General features: G+C 72.5%; 15 protein-coding genes. 6 read left to right on the top strand and 9 right to left on the bottom strand.

The genetic code is table 11. From position 1 onward, the window contains the following. Nucleotides 1–3: 3 nt before the first annotated feature. Together ACGF5O_RS05545 and ACGF5O_RS05540 are read right to left on the bottom strand one after the other, a co-directional pair. Entirely contained in the window at nucleotides 4–624 is a 621-nt protein-coding gene (locus ACGF5O_RS05545) for a Uma2 family endonuclease (RefSeq protein ID WP_393808612.1), read from the bottom strand. 134 nt (nucleotides 625–758) lie between these two features. Further along, nucleotides 759–1,862 (bottom strand): mechanosensitive ion channel family protein, encoded by a 1,104-nt coding sequence (locus tag ACGF5O_RS05540; protein WP_393808611.1) that lies wholly within the window; start codon nucleotides 1,860–1,862, stop codon nucleotides 759–761. A 327-nt stretch (nucleotides 1,863–2,189) separates the two neighbouring features. Between ACGF5O_RS05540 and ACGF5O_RS05535 the strand changes: the two genes are divergently transcribed. Beyond that, entirely contained in the window at nucleotides 2,190–2,726 is a 537-nt protein-coding gene (locus ACGF5O_RS05535; protein WP_181805740.1) for an HNH endonuclease, read from the top strand. A 706-nt stretch (nucleotides 2,727–3,432) separates the two neighbouring features. Here the strand turns inward: ACGF5O_RS05535 and ACGF5O_RS05530 are convergent. After that, a complete protein-coding gene (locus ACGF5O_RS05530; protein WP_393808610.1) occupies nucleotides 3,433–4,047 on the bottom strand; it encodes an ATP-binding cassette domain-containing protein in 615 nt (204 codons plus the stop codon). Beyond that, nucleotides 4,044–4,577, bottom strand: a complete 534-nt coding sequence (locus tag ACGF5O_RS05525; RefSeq protein ID WP_393808609.1) for a PadR family transcriptional regulator — start codon at nucleotides 4,575–4,577, stop codon at nucleotides 4,044–4,046. Before ACGF5O_RS05525 ends, ACGF5O_RS05530 begins: the two co-directional genes overlap by 4 nt. Before the next feature lie 139 nt (nucleotides 4,578–4,716). On the opposite strand from ACGF5O_RS05525, the gene ACGF5O_RS05520 reads away from it, so the two are divergent. The 3 genes from ACGF5O_RS05520 to ACGF5O_RS05510 all read left to right on the top strand — a co-directional run bounded on the left by ACGF5O_RS05520 (nucleotide 4,717) and on the right by ACGF5O_RS05510 (nucleotide 8,211). After that, nucleotides 4,717–4,926, top strand: coding sequence for a hypothetical protein (locus tag ACGF5O_RS05520; RefSeq protein WP_393808608.1), 210 nt, complete (start codon nucleotides 4,717–4,719; stop codon nucleotides 4,924–4,926). Next, the gene (gene malQ, locus ACGF5O_RS05515; protein ID WP_393808607.1) at nucleotides 4,927–7,008 is read left to right on the top strand and encodes a 4-alpha-glucanotransferase; all 2,082 of its coding nucleotides are present in this window, start codon (nucleotides 4,927–4,929) and stop codon (nucleotides 7,006–7,008) included. Between the two features lie 123 nt (nucleotides 7,009–7,131). Beyond that, a complete protein-coding gene (locus tag ACGF5O_RS05510) occupies nucleotides 7,132–8,211 on the top strand; it encodes a helix-turn-helix transcriptional regulator (RefSeq protein ID WP_393808606.1) in 1,080 nt (359 codons plus the stop codon). An 82-nt stretch (nucleotides 8,212–8,293) separates the two neighbouring features. Here ACGF5O_RS05510 and ACGF5O_RS05505 read toward each other — a convergent pair whose 3' ends face one another. Beyond that, entirely contained in the window at nucleotides 8,294–9,247 is a 954-nt protein-coding gene (locus ACGF5O_RS05505) for an SDR family oxidoreductase (protein ID WP_393808605.1), read from the bottom strand. A 132-nt stretch (nucleotides 9,248–9,379) separates the two neighbouring features. Here ACGF5O_RS05505 and ACGF5O_RS05500 point away from each other — a divergent pair, with 132 nt between their 5' ends. Further along, nucleotides 9,380–9,631: a hypothetical protein gene (locus ACGF5O_RS05500; RefSeq protein WP_393808604.1), complete on the top strand. Its 252-nt coding sequence runs from the start codon at nucleotides 9,380–9,382 to the stop codon at nucleotides 9,629–9,631. Between the two features lie 117 nt (nucleotides 9,632–9,748). Here ACGF5O_RS05500 and ACGF5O_RS05495 read toward each other — a convergent pair whose 3' ends face one another. Continuing rightward, nucleotides 9,749–10,396 carry a TetR family transcriptional regulator gene (locus ACGF5O_RS05495; RefSeq protein ID WP_393808603.1) on the bottom strand — a complete coding sequence of 216 codons (648 nt, stop codon included), beginning with the start codon at nucleotides 10,394–10,396 and terminating at the stop codon, nucleotides 9,749–9,751. Nucleotides 10,397–10,567: 171 nt separating this feature from the next. On the opposite strand from ACGF5O_RS05495, the gene ACGF5O_RS05490 reads away from it, so the two are divergent. Continuing rightward, the gene (locus ACGF5O_RS05490) at nucleotides 10,568–11,989 is read left to right on the top strand and encodes an FAD-dependent monooxygenase (RefSeq protein ID WP_393808602.1); all 1,422 of its coding nucleotides are present in this window, start codon (nucleotides 10,568–10,570) and stop codon (nucleotides 11,987–11,989) included. Between the two features lie 5 nt (nucleotides 11,990–11,994). Here the strand turns inward: ACGF5O_RS05490 and ACGF5O_RS05485 are convergent, their stop codons facing one another. The 3 genes from ACGF5O_RS05485 to ACGF5O_RS05475 form a co-directional block, all read right to left on the bottom strand. Then, entirely contained in the window at nucleotides 11,995–12,453 is a 459-nt protein-coding gene (locus ACGF5O_RS05485; protein ID WP_393808601.1) for a DUF5707 domain-containing protein, read from the bottom strand. Between the two features lie 252 nt (nucleotides 12,454–12,705). Next, nucleotides 12,706–15,279, bottom strand: coding sequence for an aminopeptidase N (gene pepN, locus ACGF5O_RS05480; RefSeq protein ID WP_393808600.1), 2,574 nt, complete (start codon nucleotides 15,277–15,279; stop codon nucleotides 12,706–12,708). A 177-nt stretch (nucleotides 15,280–15,456) separates the two neighbouring features. Beyond that, a complete protein-coding gene (locus tag ACGF5O_RS05475) occupies nucleotides 15,457–16,473 on the bottom strand; it encodes an aspartate-semialdehyde dehydrogenase (RefSeq protein WP_393808599.1) in 1,017 nt (338 codons plus the stop codon). Nucleotides 16,474–16,639: the final 166 nt, after the last annotated feature.

Here is a 16,639-nt window from a genome sequence, read left to right as displayed (position 1 = left end):
CGCTCAGTCCCCCCGGAAGGGGGCCGTGTCGAGGGTGGGGTAGGGAGCCGGCAGCGGGAGCGGGTCGCCGAGGCTCACCTTCTCGTCGGTCCTGTAGTACGCCTCGGTGGGGTCGTCGCCGGGGAGAACGGGGTCGGTGTAGCAGTGGGCGGTCTTGGCGTGGCGGTCGATGAGGACGTAGACCGGGACGCCGGCGGCGGCGTAGGTCGCCAGTTTGGCGCCGGTGTCGATCGCGTGATTGGTCGACGTCACCTCGCCGACCAGCGCAACCATGTCGATGGGGTACCAGCCCTTGTGGGCTTTGCGGTAGGCCTCGTCGAGTTCCGTCGGCGAGCGTCGCAGGACATAGAAGTCCGGGATGACCAGGGCCATGGTGCTGCCGTCCTGGTGCGCTCCTCGATAGCCGTTGCCCATGCCCGCCAGGTCGAGCCCTGTCGTGAAGAACTGGACGGCGAGCTGGAAGGCGCCGGCGTTGTGCTGGTCATCCGGTTGCGGCGGCACGATGGCCATCCCCTCGACGTACTCGGGTCGAATCGGCGCTACCGACGCCTCCTCGATCGCGATCAACAGATCGATGGGGTCCTGCTCCGTCATGACCTTCTCCATGATCGGTTCGGCGCTCATCCCTGGTTCTCCTCGTCGTACTGGTGCCAGGCTAAGCCCGCGCCGGGTGCCCCGGCAGAACGATGGGGCACCCCCGCGCGCTCGGCGCCGGAATGCCCCATCGTTTACTCGAACGGGCGTGCTGAACCGTTCCGCTACCGTCCGCCGGTCGCCGACCGCGGCGGAGCGATCGGCGTCGTGGCCGCCACCTGCGGCGAGTCCGAGTCGGAGAACGCCGACGGCGCCGCCACCCCGGCCGCGCGCTCCGGGATCTCCTCGTCCAGGAGGACGGCCGTCTCGCCGCCCACGATGCGGATGTGGGCCGCGTCGAACGCCCGCTTGATCCGCCAGCGCAGCTCGCGCTCGACGGTCAGCGCCTTGCCCGGCATGGTCTTCGCGGAGACGCGGACCACCATCGAGTCGATGAGCACGGAGTCCAGGCCGAGCACCTCGATCGGGCCCCACAGGACCTCGTTCCAGGGCTCTTCCTTGGCCATCTTCTCGGCGACCTCGTCGAGGGTGGCGCGGACCCGGTCCAGGTCCTCGTTGGACCGCACGGTGACGTCGACACCCGCGGTGGCCCAGCCCTGCGAGAGGTTCCCGATCCGCTTGATCTCGCCGTTGCGGACGTACCAGATCTCGCCGTTGGCCCCGCGCAGCTTGGTCACGCGCAGGCCGACCTCGACCACCTCGCCGGAGGCGACGCCCGAGTCGATCGAGTCGCCGACGCCGTACTGGTCCTCCAGGATCATGAACACGCCGGACAGGAAGTCCGTGACCAGGTTCCGGGCGCCGAAACCGATCGCCACACCGGCCACACCGGCGGAGGCCAGCAGCGGCGCGAGGTTGATCTGGAAGGCGGACAGCACCGTCAGCGCGGCCGTGCCCAGGATCACGAAGCTCGCCACCGACCGCAGCACGGACCCGATCGCCTGCGACCGCTGCCGCCGCCGCTCGGCGTTGACCAGCAGCCCCCCGAGGGTGGTGCCCTCGGCCGACTCGGCCGTGCGGTTCATACGGTCGATGAGCTTGGTTATCGACCGCAGCACGACCCTTCTGAGCAGCACCGCTATCACCAGGATCAGCAGCACCTTCAGACCGATCGCCAGCCAGGTCGACCAGTTCTGCTCGACCCAGCTCGCGGCGTTGGTGGCGCTCTCCTGGGCGTCCTGGAGCGTGGGCACCGCCGGGGTCGACGAACCCGAGGGGCTCGGCGACGGCGACGAACCGGCGGCCAGTAGGACGGCGGGCAAGGACACGGCGGGTACCTCCAGGCGGTGCGGTACTGCCCTCCGGTACGGCGGTCACGGGTCGTACGACTGGTTCAAGGTCACGAAAAGGTCACCGGACGGGCAGGATCACCACACTAACGGGGCATTGTGTGTGCGCCGCACCGATTACGAGAAGGAGAGACCGTGCTCACGCCCGCTTGAACAGGGCGGCGACCGGGGGATGAATGCGGTGTGGTCGAAAACACTCCCAGCCCGTTACCGGGAGATGGTGGCGCGTCCACCAGGCATGAGGGGAGACTGGCCACAGATCGTCCCGGCGCGAGCCACGCGTCGCCGACGCCCAAGGAGGCACCCGTGCCGCATGTCCTGGTCCTCAACGCGTCGTACGAGCCGCTCGGCGTCGTACCGCTCCGCCGCGCGCTCGTCCTCGTCCTGGAGAACAAGGCTGTCGCCTTGGAGGAATCGGGCGCCTATATGCACAGCGCAACCGTCACAGTCCCCGCACCCAGCGTGGTCCGGCTCAAGCGATTCGTACGGGTTCCCTACCGGGGGCCCGTTCCTCTCACCCGCAGGGCGCTCTTCGCGCGCGACGGGGGCCGGTGCATGTACTGCGGTGGCGTCGCAACCAGCGTCGACCACGTCATCCCGCGCAGTCGCGGGGGTCAGCACGTCTGGGACAACGTGGTGGCGTCCTGCCGCCGCTGCAACCACGTCAAGGCCGACCGCCATCTCTTCGAGATCGGCTGGCGGCTGCGGCACAAACCAGCCCCACCCACCGGCCTGGCCTGGCGCATCATCGGGACCGGCCATAGGGACCCGCGCTGGCTGCCGTACTTGCAGCCGTACGGCGCGGACGACGCCCTGGCCCGGATCGACGGCATCTCCGCCTGACGATCCGGGCCTTCGCATACCCCGTGGCCGCCGGCTCGGCCACGGGGCCCTTCGCGACGCGCCCGCCCCCGCCCCGGGGCTCCCCTGCGCCCCCGGGACCGGGCGCCCGTCCTGACATCACGCGGCGGTCATACGTGCGGCGGTCACACGTAGCGCAGCTCCGCCGGGCGCACCGAGCGGCGCAGCAGGGGCAGCGAGGTGGCCGCGGCGAGCAGGCAGCACGCGTACACGCCCACCGGGACCAGCAGCGCGGCGTACGGCGCCCCCGCGGCGGCGTGCTCTGTGACCAGCGCGGAGTACCGGGCCCCGATCCCCAAGCCGCCCGCGCCCGCCACCGTGACCGCGGGGAGCAGCGGCAGCGCGGTCTCCAGCAGCATCGCCCGGGCCAGCACCCCGTGCGGCACCCCGGCCGCGGTCTGGACCGCCAGGCCCCGGCGCCGGGTGGCCAGGGACTCCGCGGTGCCCACGGCGAGCGCGGACAGGACGATCGCCAGGGCGACGAGGATCGCGGCGGCCGTCAGGTCGAGCCCGTCGGTGTAGTACGACAGGCCCATTCCGAGGTGCCCCTCGCGCTCGGAGGCGCGCAGGTCGGCGAGGAGCACCTGCCGCACCCCCACGAAGGCCGTGCCGACGACCGTCACCAGCAGCACGGCCGCATGCGTCCGGGCCGCCGCCCACGGGTCCTCGCGCAGCCGTTCCGCCGCGATCAGCACCGCGGGGCTCCCGGTGCGGGCGGCGAGCGCCGAGCCCAGCCACCGGGACGACCAGCCCGCCAGCCACACCGCAACGGCCCCCACCAGCAGGCACAGGGAGAAGACCACGAGCGGGCCGACGCCCAGCCCGAACAGGGGGAGCGCGAAGGGGTCGCGCACGAACACGGCCACCACCATGAACAGCGCGGACACCCCCAGCAGGACGGTCGCCACCAGGAACAGCCGGCCCGCGCCCGCGCGTCCGCACGGGCCGTCCCCGCGAGCATCAGCGGCAGCGCCACGTTGTCCAGCGCCGTCAGCTCCGGGATCAGCTGCCCGAACTGGAAGACCACCCCGAAGTCGGTCCGCCGCAGCTCGCTCAGCCGCTTCTCTGGCAGCCGGTCCAGCCGCTCCCCGGCGTACGTCACCGAGCCCGCGTCCGGCCGGACGATCCCGGCGAAGCAGTGCAGCAGCGTGGACTTCCCGCTGCCGCTGGCGCCGGTCACGGCCAGGATCTCGCCCGCCCGCAGCCCGACCGAGGCGCCGCGCAGGGCCTCGGTCCTGCCGTGCGCCTTGGCCAGGTCCCGGCCCGCCAGAAGCGGTATCGGGGTGTCCCCCTTGGTGCTCATGCCGAGTCGACCTCCGTGGTCAGAGTGGTGAGCCGGGCCGCCGTCGTGGTCATCCAACGGAGGTCGGCGTCGAGGTGGTTGAGGGCGAAGTCCGCCGAGAGCACGGTCGTCAGATCGGCCTTCCGCGCCGTCTTGACGGCGGTGAGCTCCCGCATCCGCTCCATGTGCGCGGCCCGCTGGTCGCGCAGGTAGGCGGCCGGGTCGCCGCCGGCCAGGATCGACACCACGACCTTGGCGAAGATCTCGTTCGCCACGAACGGCGCCGGCGGGGTGATCGCCCCCGCCCACCGGGCCAGTTCGTGCGCGCCCGCCTCCGTCGAGCGGTAGCGGGTCCGCTCGGGGCCGCCGTCCGCGTCGGTGCCGTCGACCTCCGCCAGGCCGTCGCGGACCAGGCGCTGGAGGGTCGTGTAGACCTGCCCGTAGGCCAGCGGGCGGGCCTGCGGGAAGCGCTCGTCGTGGCGTCGCTTGAGGTCGTAGCCATGGCTCGGGCCGGCCTCCAGCAGCCCCAGGAGGATGTGCCGGGTACTCATGGAGATCAGTATGCACCGAGGATATGTACTGAGTGAATAGTCGGTTCGGTTTCCGGCGAGAGTGCCGTCCCGCTCACGGGGTAGGCCTGCCAGGACCCGGCATTCGCCGCCGTACCCGACGACAGACGAGGAGGCCGCCGTGGCCGCAACGGTTCATCATCCGATCCCGGCCCAGTTCAAACCCCCGGTGGAGACCGAGGAGGAGTTCCACCTGTGCGCGTTCAGCGCCGAGAGCGCCTGCGCCGAGGCCCCGCTGACCAGCGAGCCGCCGCTGCCCGACGCCGAGCCCCTCACCAGCGAACCGCCGCTGGCCGACGCGGTCCCGCTGACCAGCGAGCCGGGGTTGTAGATGAACGAAGCCCTGGACCCGGGGCTGCGCCGGCTCGCTGAGCTGCACGGCGTCGCCACCTCCTACCGCCCCGCCCCGGACCGTACGGTCACCGCCTCCGCCGGTGCCGTGACCGCCGCGCTGGGCGCCCTGGGCGTCGACGCGGGCAGCCCGGAGGCCGTCCGCACCGCCCTCGCCGACCGCGAGCGGGAACTCGCCGAACGGCTGCTGCCGCCGACCGTCGTCCACTGGGCGGGCACCGGCGAGATCGCCCTCGGCCTGCCCGCCGGCACCCGCCTGGAGGTGCGGACGGAGGACGGGGAGACCCGGGACGACGTGGCGGGTCTGCCGCCCGGGGTCCACCTGCTGACCGCCGCCGCACCCGACGGCCGCAGCGCCCGAGCCCACCTGGTCGTCGCCCCCGACCGGCTGCCCGCCCCCGCCGGCCGCTCGTACGGCATCCTCGTCCAGCTCTACTCGCTGCTGTCCCGCCGCTCCTGGGGCATGGGCGACCTCGGCGACCTCGCCGAGCTGGCCGACTGGGCCGGACGCACCGCGGGCGCCGGATTCGTGCAGGTCAACCCGTTGCACGCGGCCGTACCCGGAGCCCCGACCGACCCGTCCCCCTACCGGCCCTCCTCCCGCCGCTTCCCCGACCCGGTCCACCTGCGACCGGAGGCCGTCCCCGAGTACACCGCAAACCCCGCCCTCACCGACCGCGCCGGACACCTGCGCTCCGCCGTCCTCGACCAGGGCGCCCTCATCGACCGGGACGCCGTGTGGGAGCTGAAGCGGGAGGCACTGGAGACGGCCGCCGCCGCCCCGCTCGCCCCCGGCCGGCAGGCCGCCTACGACGCCTTCCGCGCCGCGGAGGGCCAGGCCCTGGAGGACCACGCCACCTGGTACGCGCTCGCCGAGCGGCACGGCTCCGACTGGCACCGGTGGCCCGAGGCCCTGCGCGACCCCCGCTCCCCGGAGACCGCCCGCGCCCGCGCCGAGCTGGCCGACCGCGTCGGATTCCACGCCCGCCTCGCCTGGCTCACCGTCACCCAGCTCACGGCCGCCCAGCTCACCGCCCGCGAGGCCGGGATGCCCATCGGGATCGTGCACGACCTCGCCGTCGGCGTGCACCCCGCGGGCGCCGACGCCTGGGCCCAGCAGGACCACTTCGCCGCCGGGATGTCCGTCGGAGCCCCGCCCGACGCCTTCAACGCCCGCGGCCAGGACTGGGGCCTGCCGCCCTGGCGCCCGGACCGCCTCGCCGCCTCCGGCCACGCCCCCTTCCGCGAACTCCTGCGCGCCCTCTTCCGGTACGCGGGCGCCCTGCGCATCGACCACGTGATGGGCCTGTTCCGGCTCTGGTGGGTGCCCGAGGGCCGGCCGCCGACGGAGGGCACCTATGTCCGCTACGACGCCGAGGCCATGCTGGCCCTGCTGGCTCTGGAGGCGACCCGGGCCGGCGCGGTGGTGATCGGGGAGGACCTCGGCACGGTGGAGCCGGGGGTGCGCGAGACGCTCCAGCGGCACGGGGTGCTCGGCACGTCCGTGCTCTGGTTCGAACGGGACTGGGAGGGCGACAGCCGCCCGCTGCCCCCGGAACACTGGCGCGCCGACTGCCTCGCCACCGCCACCACCCACGACCTGCCGCCCACCGCCGCCCGCCTCACCGGCGAACACGTCGAACTCCGCGACCGCCTCGGCCTGCTCACCCGCCCGCTCGCCGAGGAACGCGCCGAAGCGGCGGCCGACACCGCGGAGTGGCTGGCCCTGCTCACCCGCCTGGGCCTGCTCGCCGCCTCCGAGTCCGGCGACGAGGAGGCCGAGATCCGGGCCGTCCACCGCTTCCTGCTCCGCACCCCGGCCCGGATGATCGGTGTCTGGCTCCCGGACACCGTCGGCGACCGGCGCCCCCAGAACCTCCCCGGCACCTGGGACCAGTACCCGAACTGGCGCCTCCCGATCGCCGACACGAAGGGCCGCCCGGTGACCCTGGAGGAGCTGACGGCCTCGGAACGGGTACGGGCACTGTTCCGGACCCTGCACACGGACAGCCCGTTGCACACGGACAGCCCGTTGCACACGGACAGCCCGTCCACGGGGTGACGACGACTCGGCTCCCGGCTCCCGGCCCCCGGCCCGCTGGCGTCAGGCGGCCGGGGGCCGGGGGCCGGGGGTCGGAAGTCGGGGCGTGGGTCGTTCGGGGCGCCGGTCCACGATCCTTGAACCATGCGTGCCGCCCGCCTGATCCGCATGGCGCTTCTCGTCCAGTCGAGCCCCGGACTGACCGCCGACGCCCTCGCCCGCGAGCTGGACGTCTCCCGGCGCACGGTGATCCGTGACGCCCAGGCGCTCCAGGAGGCGGGCGTCCCCATCCGGTCCGAGCGCGGCCGGGCGGGCGGCTACCACCTGGCGCCGGGCCACCGCACCCGGCTCACCACGCTGCATCCCACCGAGGCGGAGACGCTCTACCTCTCCGGTCTGCCCGCGGCCCTGCGCGATCTGGGCCTGTCGGACGCGGCGGACACGGCCCGGCTGAAGCTGTCGGCCACCCTGCTCCCCTCGCTGCGCGCGGCGGCCGAGTCCTCGGTGCGCCGCTTCCACCTGGACGCCCCGGCCTGGTTCCGCGAGCCGTCCGCGCCGGAGCTGCTGCCGGAGCTGGCCCGCGCCGTGTGGGCCGACCGCACCGTCCGACTGGACTACGCGCGACCGGGCCGGGACGGCGCGCCGTCCCGCACGGTGACCCGCCTGCTGGAGCCGTACGGGCTCGTCCTGAAAGCGGGCGTCTGGTACGTCGTGGGCCGGATCCCGGCCGAACGGCCCGGCGGGGACGGTGGGGACCGCGGGGACGGCGGGGACGGAGCCTGGCGCACCTACCGCGTCGACCGCGTCACGGCACTCGCCTCCGCCTCCGCCTCCGCCCCCGGCGCCGGTGAACGCTTCGTCCGCGACCCGTCCTTCGACCTGGCCGCGCACTGGCAGGCGCACGCCTCCGGGTTCGCCCGGGCGCTGCTGCGCACGACCGTCACCGTACGGCTGACCGGACGCGGCCTGCGCCGGCTGCCCGCCGTGGCGGACCCGGCCGGCGTGGCCGTCGCGCTGGCATCCGCGTCCGCGACCGCGCCGGACGCCGCCGGGCGGGTCACGCTCGACCTGCCGGTGGAGTCGGAGGACGTCGCCTTCGGCCAGCTGACCGGGCTGGGCGCGGACGTGGAGGTGCTGGCCCCGGCGGGTCTGAGGGCCCGCTTCCGCGAACACGCGCGGGCCCTCGCCGCCGTGTACGGCGCGGAGCCGGAGGACCGGCGGTAGTCAGGCCGAGTCAGGCCGAGTCAGGCCGAGTCAGGCCGAGTCAGGCCGAGTCAGGCCGAGTCAGGCCGAGACAGGCCGGAGGTCAGCGGTAGTCGTCCGGCGAGCCGTCCTTCCCGCCGTACAGGACGTCCTCGAAGTACGCCAGGGCGTCCGGCCTGCTGCCGTCCACGTCCCGTACGCCGTACGTCCTGGCGAGCTCCGCGCTGGAGGTGGACCTGCCGTTCCAGCGGGCGGCCCGGTCCGGGTCGGCGGCGAGCGCGGCGACCGCGCGGGCGAGGTAGTGCGGCGACTCGGCGACGGCGAAGTGCGGGTCCTGGGCGACGGCGCCGCGCCAGTTCTCCTCGGTCACGCCGAAATGGGCGAGCATCTGCTCCGAGCGCAGGAAGCCCGGCGTGACGGCGACCGCCGTGCCCCCGTACTCCGCCAGCTCCTGGCCCAGCCCGAAGGCGATGCGGATGGGGGCGTTCTTCGCGAGGTCGTAGTAGAGGTTCTCGCGGTAGCGGCGGTTGGTGACCGCCGTGCCGTCGGTGACCTCCACGTGCAGCGGCGCGTCCGAGCGGAGCAGGAGCGGCAGGACGAGTGCCGCGGTGATCAGGTGCGAGCGCACCCCGAGGTCCAGGATGCGCAGCCCGTCGGCGAGCGGTGTCTCCCAGCTCTTCTTGCCGAAGACGGAGCCGACGAGCAGGTGCTCGCCGCCCCAGAGGTCGTTGACGAGGATGTCGAGCCGCCCCTGTTCACGGCCGATCCGCTCGACGAGGGCCCGGACCCGGTCGGGGTCCAGGTGGTCGGTGGGGACCGCGATGCCGGTGCCGCCGGCCGCGGTGACCAGTTCCCCGGTCTCCTCGATGGTCTCCTTGGTCCGGCCGACCTCGCTGGCGTGCTCGCGGGTGGTGCGGCCGGTGACGTAGACGGTGGCGCCGGCGCGGCCGAGTTCGACGGCGAGGGCGCGTCCGGCCCCGCGGGTGGCCCCGGCGACGAGCGCGATCCGTCCGGCGAGTGGGCCTTCGGCGTCCTGGGTGCTGATGTCCTTGTCCATGGCACCACGGTGCCCGCCAAAGGTGACAATCCACGTCACCTTTTTCCGGAGATCCTCCCGTGCGCCGGGCCAGGACGGCTTACGGGTACCCCGGACGCGCGCCACCCGGATGGGCCAGCTAACTTTGGCTTCGTGGACAAGAAGAACGCCCTGCGCGCCGGCGCCCTGGCTGCCGGTACGACGCTGATGATGCTGCTCATGTCGTCGCCCGCCCTCGCGCTCACGCGTGACGACGGTGACGACCCCGGCAAGGGCCTGAGCGTCGTCCAGACGCTGGGTCTCTACGTCCTGGCCCCGCTCGTGCTGTTCGCGGTCATCGCGGGCCTGGTGATGGTGCTGGACAAGTCCAAGGTCCGGGTCGTCAAGCCGAAGGCCAAGGCGTAGACCCGAGGGCCCCGAGCCCCCTGCTCCTGTTCCGCCGAGGGCGCCGGTCGCCTCCTGTACGTACCGCACGTACGGGAGCCGACCGGCGCCCTCGGCGCTTCGCTCCCGGCGCGTCGTTCACGGGCTCGGCGCGGTCAGATACCGCTGCACGGTCGGCCCGAGCCACGCCGTGATCTCCTCGCGCGCCAGCGCCACGACCGGCGGCAGCCGCAGCACGTAACGGGTCAGCGCGAGCCCCATCAGCTGCGCGGCGCACAGCCCCGCCCGTGTCACCACCTGCTCGGGGTCCGGGCACACCCGCGCCGCCACCGGCACCACCTGCTGCCGGAAGATGTCCTGGAGGCGTTCGGTCCCCGCCTTGTTGGTGACGGCGACCCGCAGCACCGCGGTGAGTTCCTCGTTCGCCTCCCAGATGTCCAGGAAGTGGCTCACCAGCGCCCGGCCGACCTCGGCGGGCGGCACCTGGGACACGTCGGCCATCCGCAGGTCGAGCGTGACGGCGGCGGCGAAGAGGCCGTCCTTGCTGCCGAAGTAGCGCATGACCATCGAGGGGTCGATGCGGGCGTCCTTGGCGATGGCGCGGATGGTGGCGCGCTCGTAGCCGTCGGCGGCGAAGCGTTCGCGGGCGGCGGCCAGGATGGCGGAGCGGCTGGCGTCGGAGCGGCGCGCAGCCGGGCCGTTCACCGGGCCGTTCACCGAGCCTTTCACCGGGCCGTTCACCGGGCCGTTCACCTCGCCGGTGTTTCCACTGGGGGTATCGATCATGCCAACGAGCGTAGGCCAACACTCGTGGGCCAACAAGTGTTGACTGCGAAATCGACCCGCCCTAGGCTTGCCAACAAGCGTTGGCCAACATGTGTTGGCCAGTAGGCGTTGGTCATCGAGTGTTTGCCATCGAGTGTTGGCAAACGGGCGTAGGCATCCAGGAGGCCCCCCATGAACACCCCCCGCGTGATCGTCGTCGGCTCCGGCCCCACCGGCCTGCTCCTCGCCGGTGACCTCGCCGCCGCAGGCATCCCGGTCACCCTTCTCGAAAAGCGCCCCCACAAGATCAGCAACCTCTCCCGCGCCTTCGTCCTGCACGCCCGCGCCCTGGAACAGCTGGACGCCCGGGGCCTCGCCGACGACCTGGAGGCCGTCGGCCGGCCCATCACCCGGCTGAACCTCTTCGACGGGCTCACCCTGGACCTCGGCGCCCTTCCCTCCCGCTTCAACCACGTCCTCGTCCTCCCGCAGTACGAGGTGGAGAAGGTGCTGGAGCGCCGGGCCGCCGAGGCGGGTGTCGACTTCCGCAACGAGTGCGAGGTGACCGGCCTGACCCAGGACGCGGACGGCGTGACCGTCCACGTGAACGGCCGGGAGGACCTGCGCGCCGCGTACGTCGTCGGCACCGACGGCATGCGCAGCGCGGTGCGGGAGGCGGTCGGACTGCCGTTCCCCGGCAGGTCGGCGATCCGGTCCGTGGTCCTCGCCGACGTGCTGCTCGCCGAGAAGCCCGAGACGCTGCTGACGGCCGCCGCGGTCGGCGACGCGTTCGCGTTCCTGGCGCCCTTCGGCGACGGTTACTACCGGGTCATCTGCTGGCACCGCGGCCGTGACGTCCCCGACCACGAGCCGGTGGACCTCGCCGAGGTCAAGGAGATCACCCGCCTCGCCCTGGGCCGGGACTACGGGATGCACGACGCCCGCTGGATGTCCCGCTTCCACAGCGACGAGCGCCAGGCGCCCAGCTACCGGGTGGGCCGGGTCTTCCTGGCCGGCGACGCGGCACACGTGCACACCCCCGCGGGCGGCCAGGGCATGAACACCGGTCTGCAGGACGCGGCCAACCTGAGCTGGAAGCTCGCCGCCGTGCTGCACGGCCACGCCGCCCCGGACCTGCTCGACAGCTACCAGAGCGAACGGCACCCCGTCGGCCGGGCGGTGCTGCGCAGCAGTGGGGCGATCGTCCGCCTCGCGATGGCCAAGGGCTGGCAGCTGCCCGTGCGGGCCGCGCTCACCACCGCACTCGACCATCTCGCCCCGGCCCGCCGCAAGGTGGTCGGCCAGATCACCGGCATCGGCTACCGGTACCCCGCGCCCAGGGGCGCGCACCCCCTCACCGGCACCCGCGTCCCCGACGTCGCGACGGCCGGCGGCGGCCGGCTCCACGAAGCCCTGCGCGGCGGCCGGTTCGTGCTGATCACCCAGGGCCCCTACGACCCGGGTACGGAACGCGCGGACCGCCTGGCCGTGGCCCGCTGGGCGAGCGACCGTCGTACGACGCTGCTGGTGCGCCCCGACGGGTACGTGGCCTGGGCGGGCGAGGACGCCCAGGCGCCCGACATCGAGAGGGCGCTGGCCACCCACGTCGGGTGACCGGCTCAGCCGATGGTGAAGTCCGCGGCCTGGGTGTCGAAGGTGGTGTGCCCGTCCTTCGCCGTGGCGAGCACGGCGACGTGCCAGGTGCCGTGCACGGACGACGCGACGTCGGCGGCGGACATCGTGTCCTTGTACACGCACCGGACGGTGTTGCCGCCGGCCGGCGTGCAGGTCGCCGACTCCACCTGGGTCATCTCCTTGGCGGTCAGGTGCTTCTTGGCGAACTCGGACTTCTCCGGCCAGGCCAGCACCTTCAGGCTCTTGACCCCGGAGGGGGCGCTGACCTCGGTGGTGAAGGAGAACGAGCCCTTGTGACCGGCCTCGGGCGCGGTGTACTGGACGGCGGTGTGGGCCAGCGCGGGCGCCGGGTCCTGGTCGCCGGCGTACGCGAGGGCGAAGGCCCCGGCACCTCCGAGCACGACGACACCGGCGACCACGGACAGGGCGATACGACGGGACATGGCGAGTTCTCCGTAACGGGCTCGGGCCGGCCCGGGCTGTCCGGGCCGAACGTACCGGCGCTCTCTGCCGCGCCGTTGCGTCGATCCTCGCAACGCGCGACCGCCCCGGGCGTGAGCACGGATACTCAACTCGTTCTGGGTGATGGGTACTTCGCGTATAGGGCGGGGCGCCCGGTGGAGATCCCACCGAACGCCCCGACGAGAGGTACCGAGAGGTACCGAGAGGTACCGGGAGACACCGAGAGATGCCGCCTACTGGGCCGCCGCGTCCGCCGCCTGGGCCTTCAGGGCGCGCTCGACGCCCGCGCGGGACTCCGAGACGAGCCGGGCCAGGGCCGCGTTCGGCTGTGCCGAGGCCAGCCAGGTGTCCGTCCTGGTGAGGGTCTCCTGGGAGACCTGGAGGGACGGGTAGAGGCCGACCGCGATCTGCTGGGCGATCTCGTGCGAGCGGGAGTCCCACACCGACTTCAGGATCTCGAAGTACTTGTCGGTGTAGGGCGCCAGCAGCTCACGCTGGTCGGTCTGGACGAAGCCGCCGATCACGGCCTCCTGCACGGCGTTCGGCAGCTTGTCGGAGTCGATGACCGACGCCCAGGCCTCCGCCTTCGCCTCCTCGGTCGGACGGGCGGCGCGGGCGGTGGCCGCGTGCCGCTCACCGGCGGCCGTCTTGTCCCGCTCGTACTCGCCCGCGATCTCCGTCTCGTCGAAGCGGCCGACCGCCGCCAGCCGCTCCACGAACGCCCAGCGCAGCTCGGTGTCGACGGCCAGGCCCTCGATGGTGTGGGTGCCCTCCAGCAGGCTGTCCAGGAGGTCCAGCTGCTCCGGGGTGCGGGCGGTGGCCGCGAAGGCCCGGGCCCAGGCCAGCTGGTGGTCGCTCGCCGGCGCGGCGGCCCGCAGGTGGGCCAGCGTGGCGTCGGTCCAGCGAGTGAGCAGCGCCTCGCGGGCGGCCGGGTCGGCGTACAGCTCGACGGCGAGCTTCACCTGGCGGTGCAGCGACTGCACGACACCGATGTCGGACTCCTTGCCGATGCCGGAAAGCACCAGCGACAGGTACTCGCGGGTGGGCAGCTCGGCGTCCCGGGTCATGTCCCAGGCCGACGCCCAGCACAGCGCGCGGGGCAGCGAGGACTCGAAGTCGCCGAGGTGCTCGGTGACGAAGCGCAGGGACTGCTCGTCCAGGCGGACCTTGGCGTACGACAGGTCGTCGTCGTTGAGCAGGAACACCGCGGGACGGGCGCGGCCGGTCAGCTGCGGTACGGCCGTCAGCTCGCCGTCCACGTCCAGCTCGATCCGGTCGGTGCGCACCAGCTTGCCGGTCGCCTCGTCCAGGTCGTACAGGCCGACCGCGATCCGGTGCGGACGCAGCGTCGGCTCGCCCTTCGCGCCGGCCGGCAGGGCCGGGGCCTCCTGGCGGATGGCGAAGGAGGTGACGACACCGTCGGCGTCCGTCTCCACCTCGGGACGCAGGATGTTGATCCCGGCCGTCTGCAGCCACTTCTTCGACCAGGTGCTCAGGTCACGCCCGGAGGTCTCCTCCAGCGCGCCCAGCAGGTCGGACAGGCGCGTGTTGCCGAACGCGTGCCGCTTGAAGTACGCCTGCACGCCCGTGAAGAACTCGTCCATCCCGACGTACGCGACGAGCTGCTTCAGCACGCTCGCGCCCTTGGCGTAGGTGATGCCGTCGAAGTTGACGAGCACGTCGTCGAGGTCGCGGATCTCGGCCATGATCGGGTGCGTGGAGGGCAGCTGGTCCTGCCGGTACGCCCAGGTCTTCATGGAGTTCGCGAACGTCGTCCACGAGTGCGGCCAGCGCGAGCCGGGCGCGTACGCCTGGCAGGCGATGGAGGTGTAGGTGGCGAACGACTCGTTCAGCCACAGGTCGTTCCACCACTCCATGGTGACCAGGTCGCCGAACCACATGTGGGCCAGCTCGTGCAGGATGGTCTCCGCGCGCGTCTCGTACGCCGCGTCGGTCACCTTGGACCGGAAGACGTACTGGTCGCGGATGGTCACCGCGCCCGCGTTCTCCATCGCGCCCGCGTTGAACTCCGGCACGAACAGCTGGTCGTACTTGGTGAACGGGTACGCGTAGTCGAACTTCTCCTGGAACCAGTCGAAGCCCTGCCGGGTCACCTCGAAGATCGCGTCCGAGTCCAGGAACTCGGCCAGCGACGGCCGGCAGTAGATGCCGAGCGGCACGCTCTGCCCGTCCTTCTCGTACACGCTGTGCACCGAGTGGTACGGGCCGACGATCAGGGCGGTGATGTACGACGAGATGCGCGGCGTCGGCTCGAAGACCCAGACGTCGTCCTTGGGCTCGGGCGTCGGCGAGTTGGAGATCACGGTCCAGCCGGTGGGCGCCTTGACCGTGAACTGGAAGGTCGCCTTCAGGTCCGGCTGCTCGAAGGAGGCGAAGACCCGGCGGGCGTCCGGCACCTCGAACTGGGTGTACAGGTAGGCCTGCTCGTCGACCGGGTCGACGAACCGGTGCAGGCCCTCACCCGTGTTGGTGTACGCGCAGTCCGCGACCACGCGGAGCACGTTGCGGCCCGCCAGCAGGCCGGGCAGCGCGATCCGCGAGTCCGCGAAGACCTCCGCGGGGTCCAGCGGATCACCGTTCAGGGTGACCTCGTGGACCGCGGGGGCCACCAGGTCGATGAAGGACTCGGCGCCGGATTCGGCGACGTCGAAGCGCACCGTGGTCACGGACCGGTAGGTACCGCCCTCCTGCGCGCCGGAGAGGTCGAGATCGATCTCGTACGAGTCAACGGTGAGCAGCTTCGCCCGCTGCTGTGCCTCTTCGCGAGTCAGGTTTGTGCCAGGCACGCGGTCATCTCCTCGTTATGTGTGGGTTGCGCCATCCTTCCACGGGACACGGGAGGAGGGCGACGAGGGAAAACCCCAGAGAATGCCTGTCAGCGCCCTCGACTGCAGCGCCCCGTCAGGGGCGCGGGGAACTGCGCGACCAGCCCCCACGCACCCGCACCGCTACGACGGCCGGTCCTACCGCGACAGCTCCGCGGCCACCAGCTCCGCGATCTGCACGGCGTTCAGCGCAGCCCCCTTGCGGAGGTTGTCGTTGGAGACGAACAGCGCGAGCCCGTTCTCCACCGTCTCGTCCCGCCGGATCCGGCCGACGTACGACGGGTCCTGCCCGGCCGCCTGCAGCGGGGTCGGGATGTCGGACAGCTCGACGCCGGGCGCGTCGGACAGCAGCTCGGTCGCCCGCTCGGGGGAGATCGGCCGGGTGAACCGGGCGTTGATCTGGAGGGAGTGCCCGGAGAAGACCGGGACGCGCACGCAGGTGCCGGAGACCTTCAGCCCGGGGAGTTCCAGGATCTTGCGGGACTCGTTGCGCAGCTTCTGCTCCTCGTCGGTCTCGTTCAGACCGTCCTCGACGAGGTTGCCGGCGAAGGGGAGCACGTTGAAGGCGATGGGCCGCTTGTAGACCTGCGGCTCGGGGAAGTCGACGGCCGTGCCGTCGTGGGTGAGCTTCTCCGCGTCGGCGGCGACCTTCTGCACCTGCCCGTGCAGCTCCGCGACGCCCGCGAGCCCGGAGCCGGAGACGGCCTGGTAGGTGGTGGCGACCAGAGCTTCGAGGCCCGCCTCCGCGTCCAGCACCTTCAGGACCGGCATCGCGGCCATGGTCGTGCAGTTCGGGTTGGCGATGATGCCCTTCGGGCGGTCGGCGATCGCGTGCGGGTTCACCTCGGAGACGACCAGCGGGACCTCGGGGTCCTTGCGCCACGCGGAGGAGTTGTCGATCACGACGGCACCCTGGGCGGCGACCTTCTCCGCGAGCGCCCTGGAGGTGGCCCCGCCCGCCGAGAACAGCACGATGTCCAGGTTCGAGTAGTCGGCGGTCGCCGCGTCCTCCACCGTCACACCGTCGAGCACGGTCCCGGCCGAGCGGGCCGAGGCGAACAGGCGCAGCTCCGTGGCCGGGAAGTTGCGCTCCGCGAGGATCCTGCGCATGACCGTGCCGACCTGACCGGTGGCTCCGACGATTCCGACCCTCACAGCGACTCCCTCTGCATACGTTGACGTGTGTCTACGGCCTTTCCATCATGCGGCCGACCAGGGCCAGCCTGTCCAATTCTTTGCACGCCATGCCCACCGACCGGACCAACCGGACCGCGGAACTCCCGTCCGCAACCCCGCTGAGCTGCAGAAATTACCTCCGCTT

Origin of the sequence: Streptomyces sp. NPDC048291 (assembly GCF_043201715.1) — a bacterium.
In the GTDB taxonomy this organism is placed as follows: Bacteria; Actinomycetota; Actinomycetes; order Streptomycetales; family Streptomycetaceae; genus Streptomyces.
The sequence above is the reverse complement of the archived record's forward strand: the minus strand, read 5'-3'. Positions and strand labels throughout refer to the sequence as shown.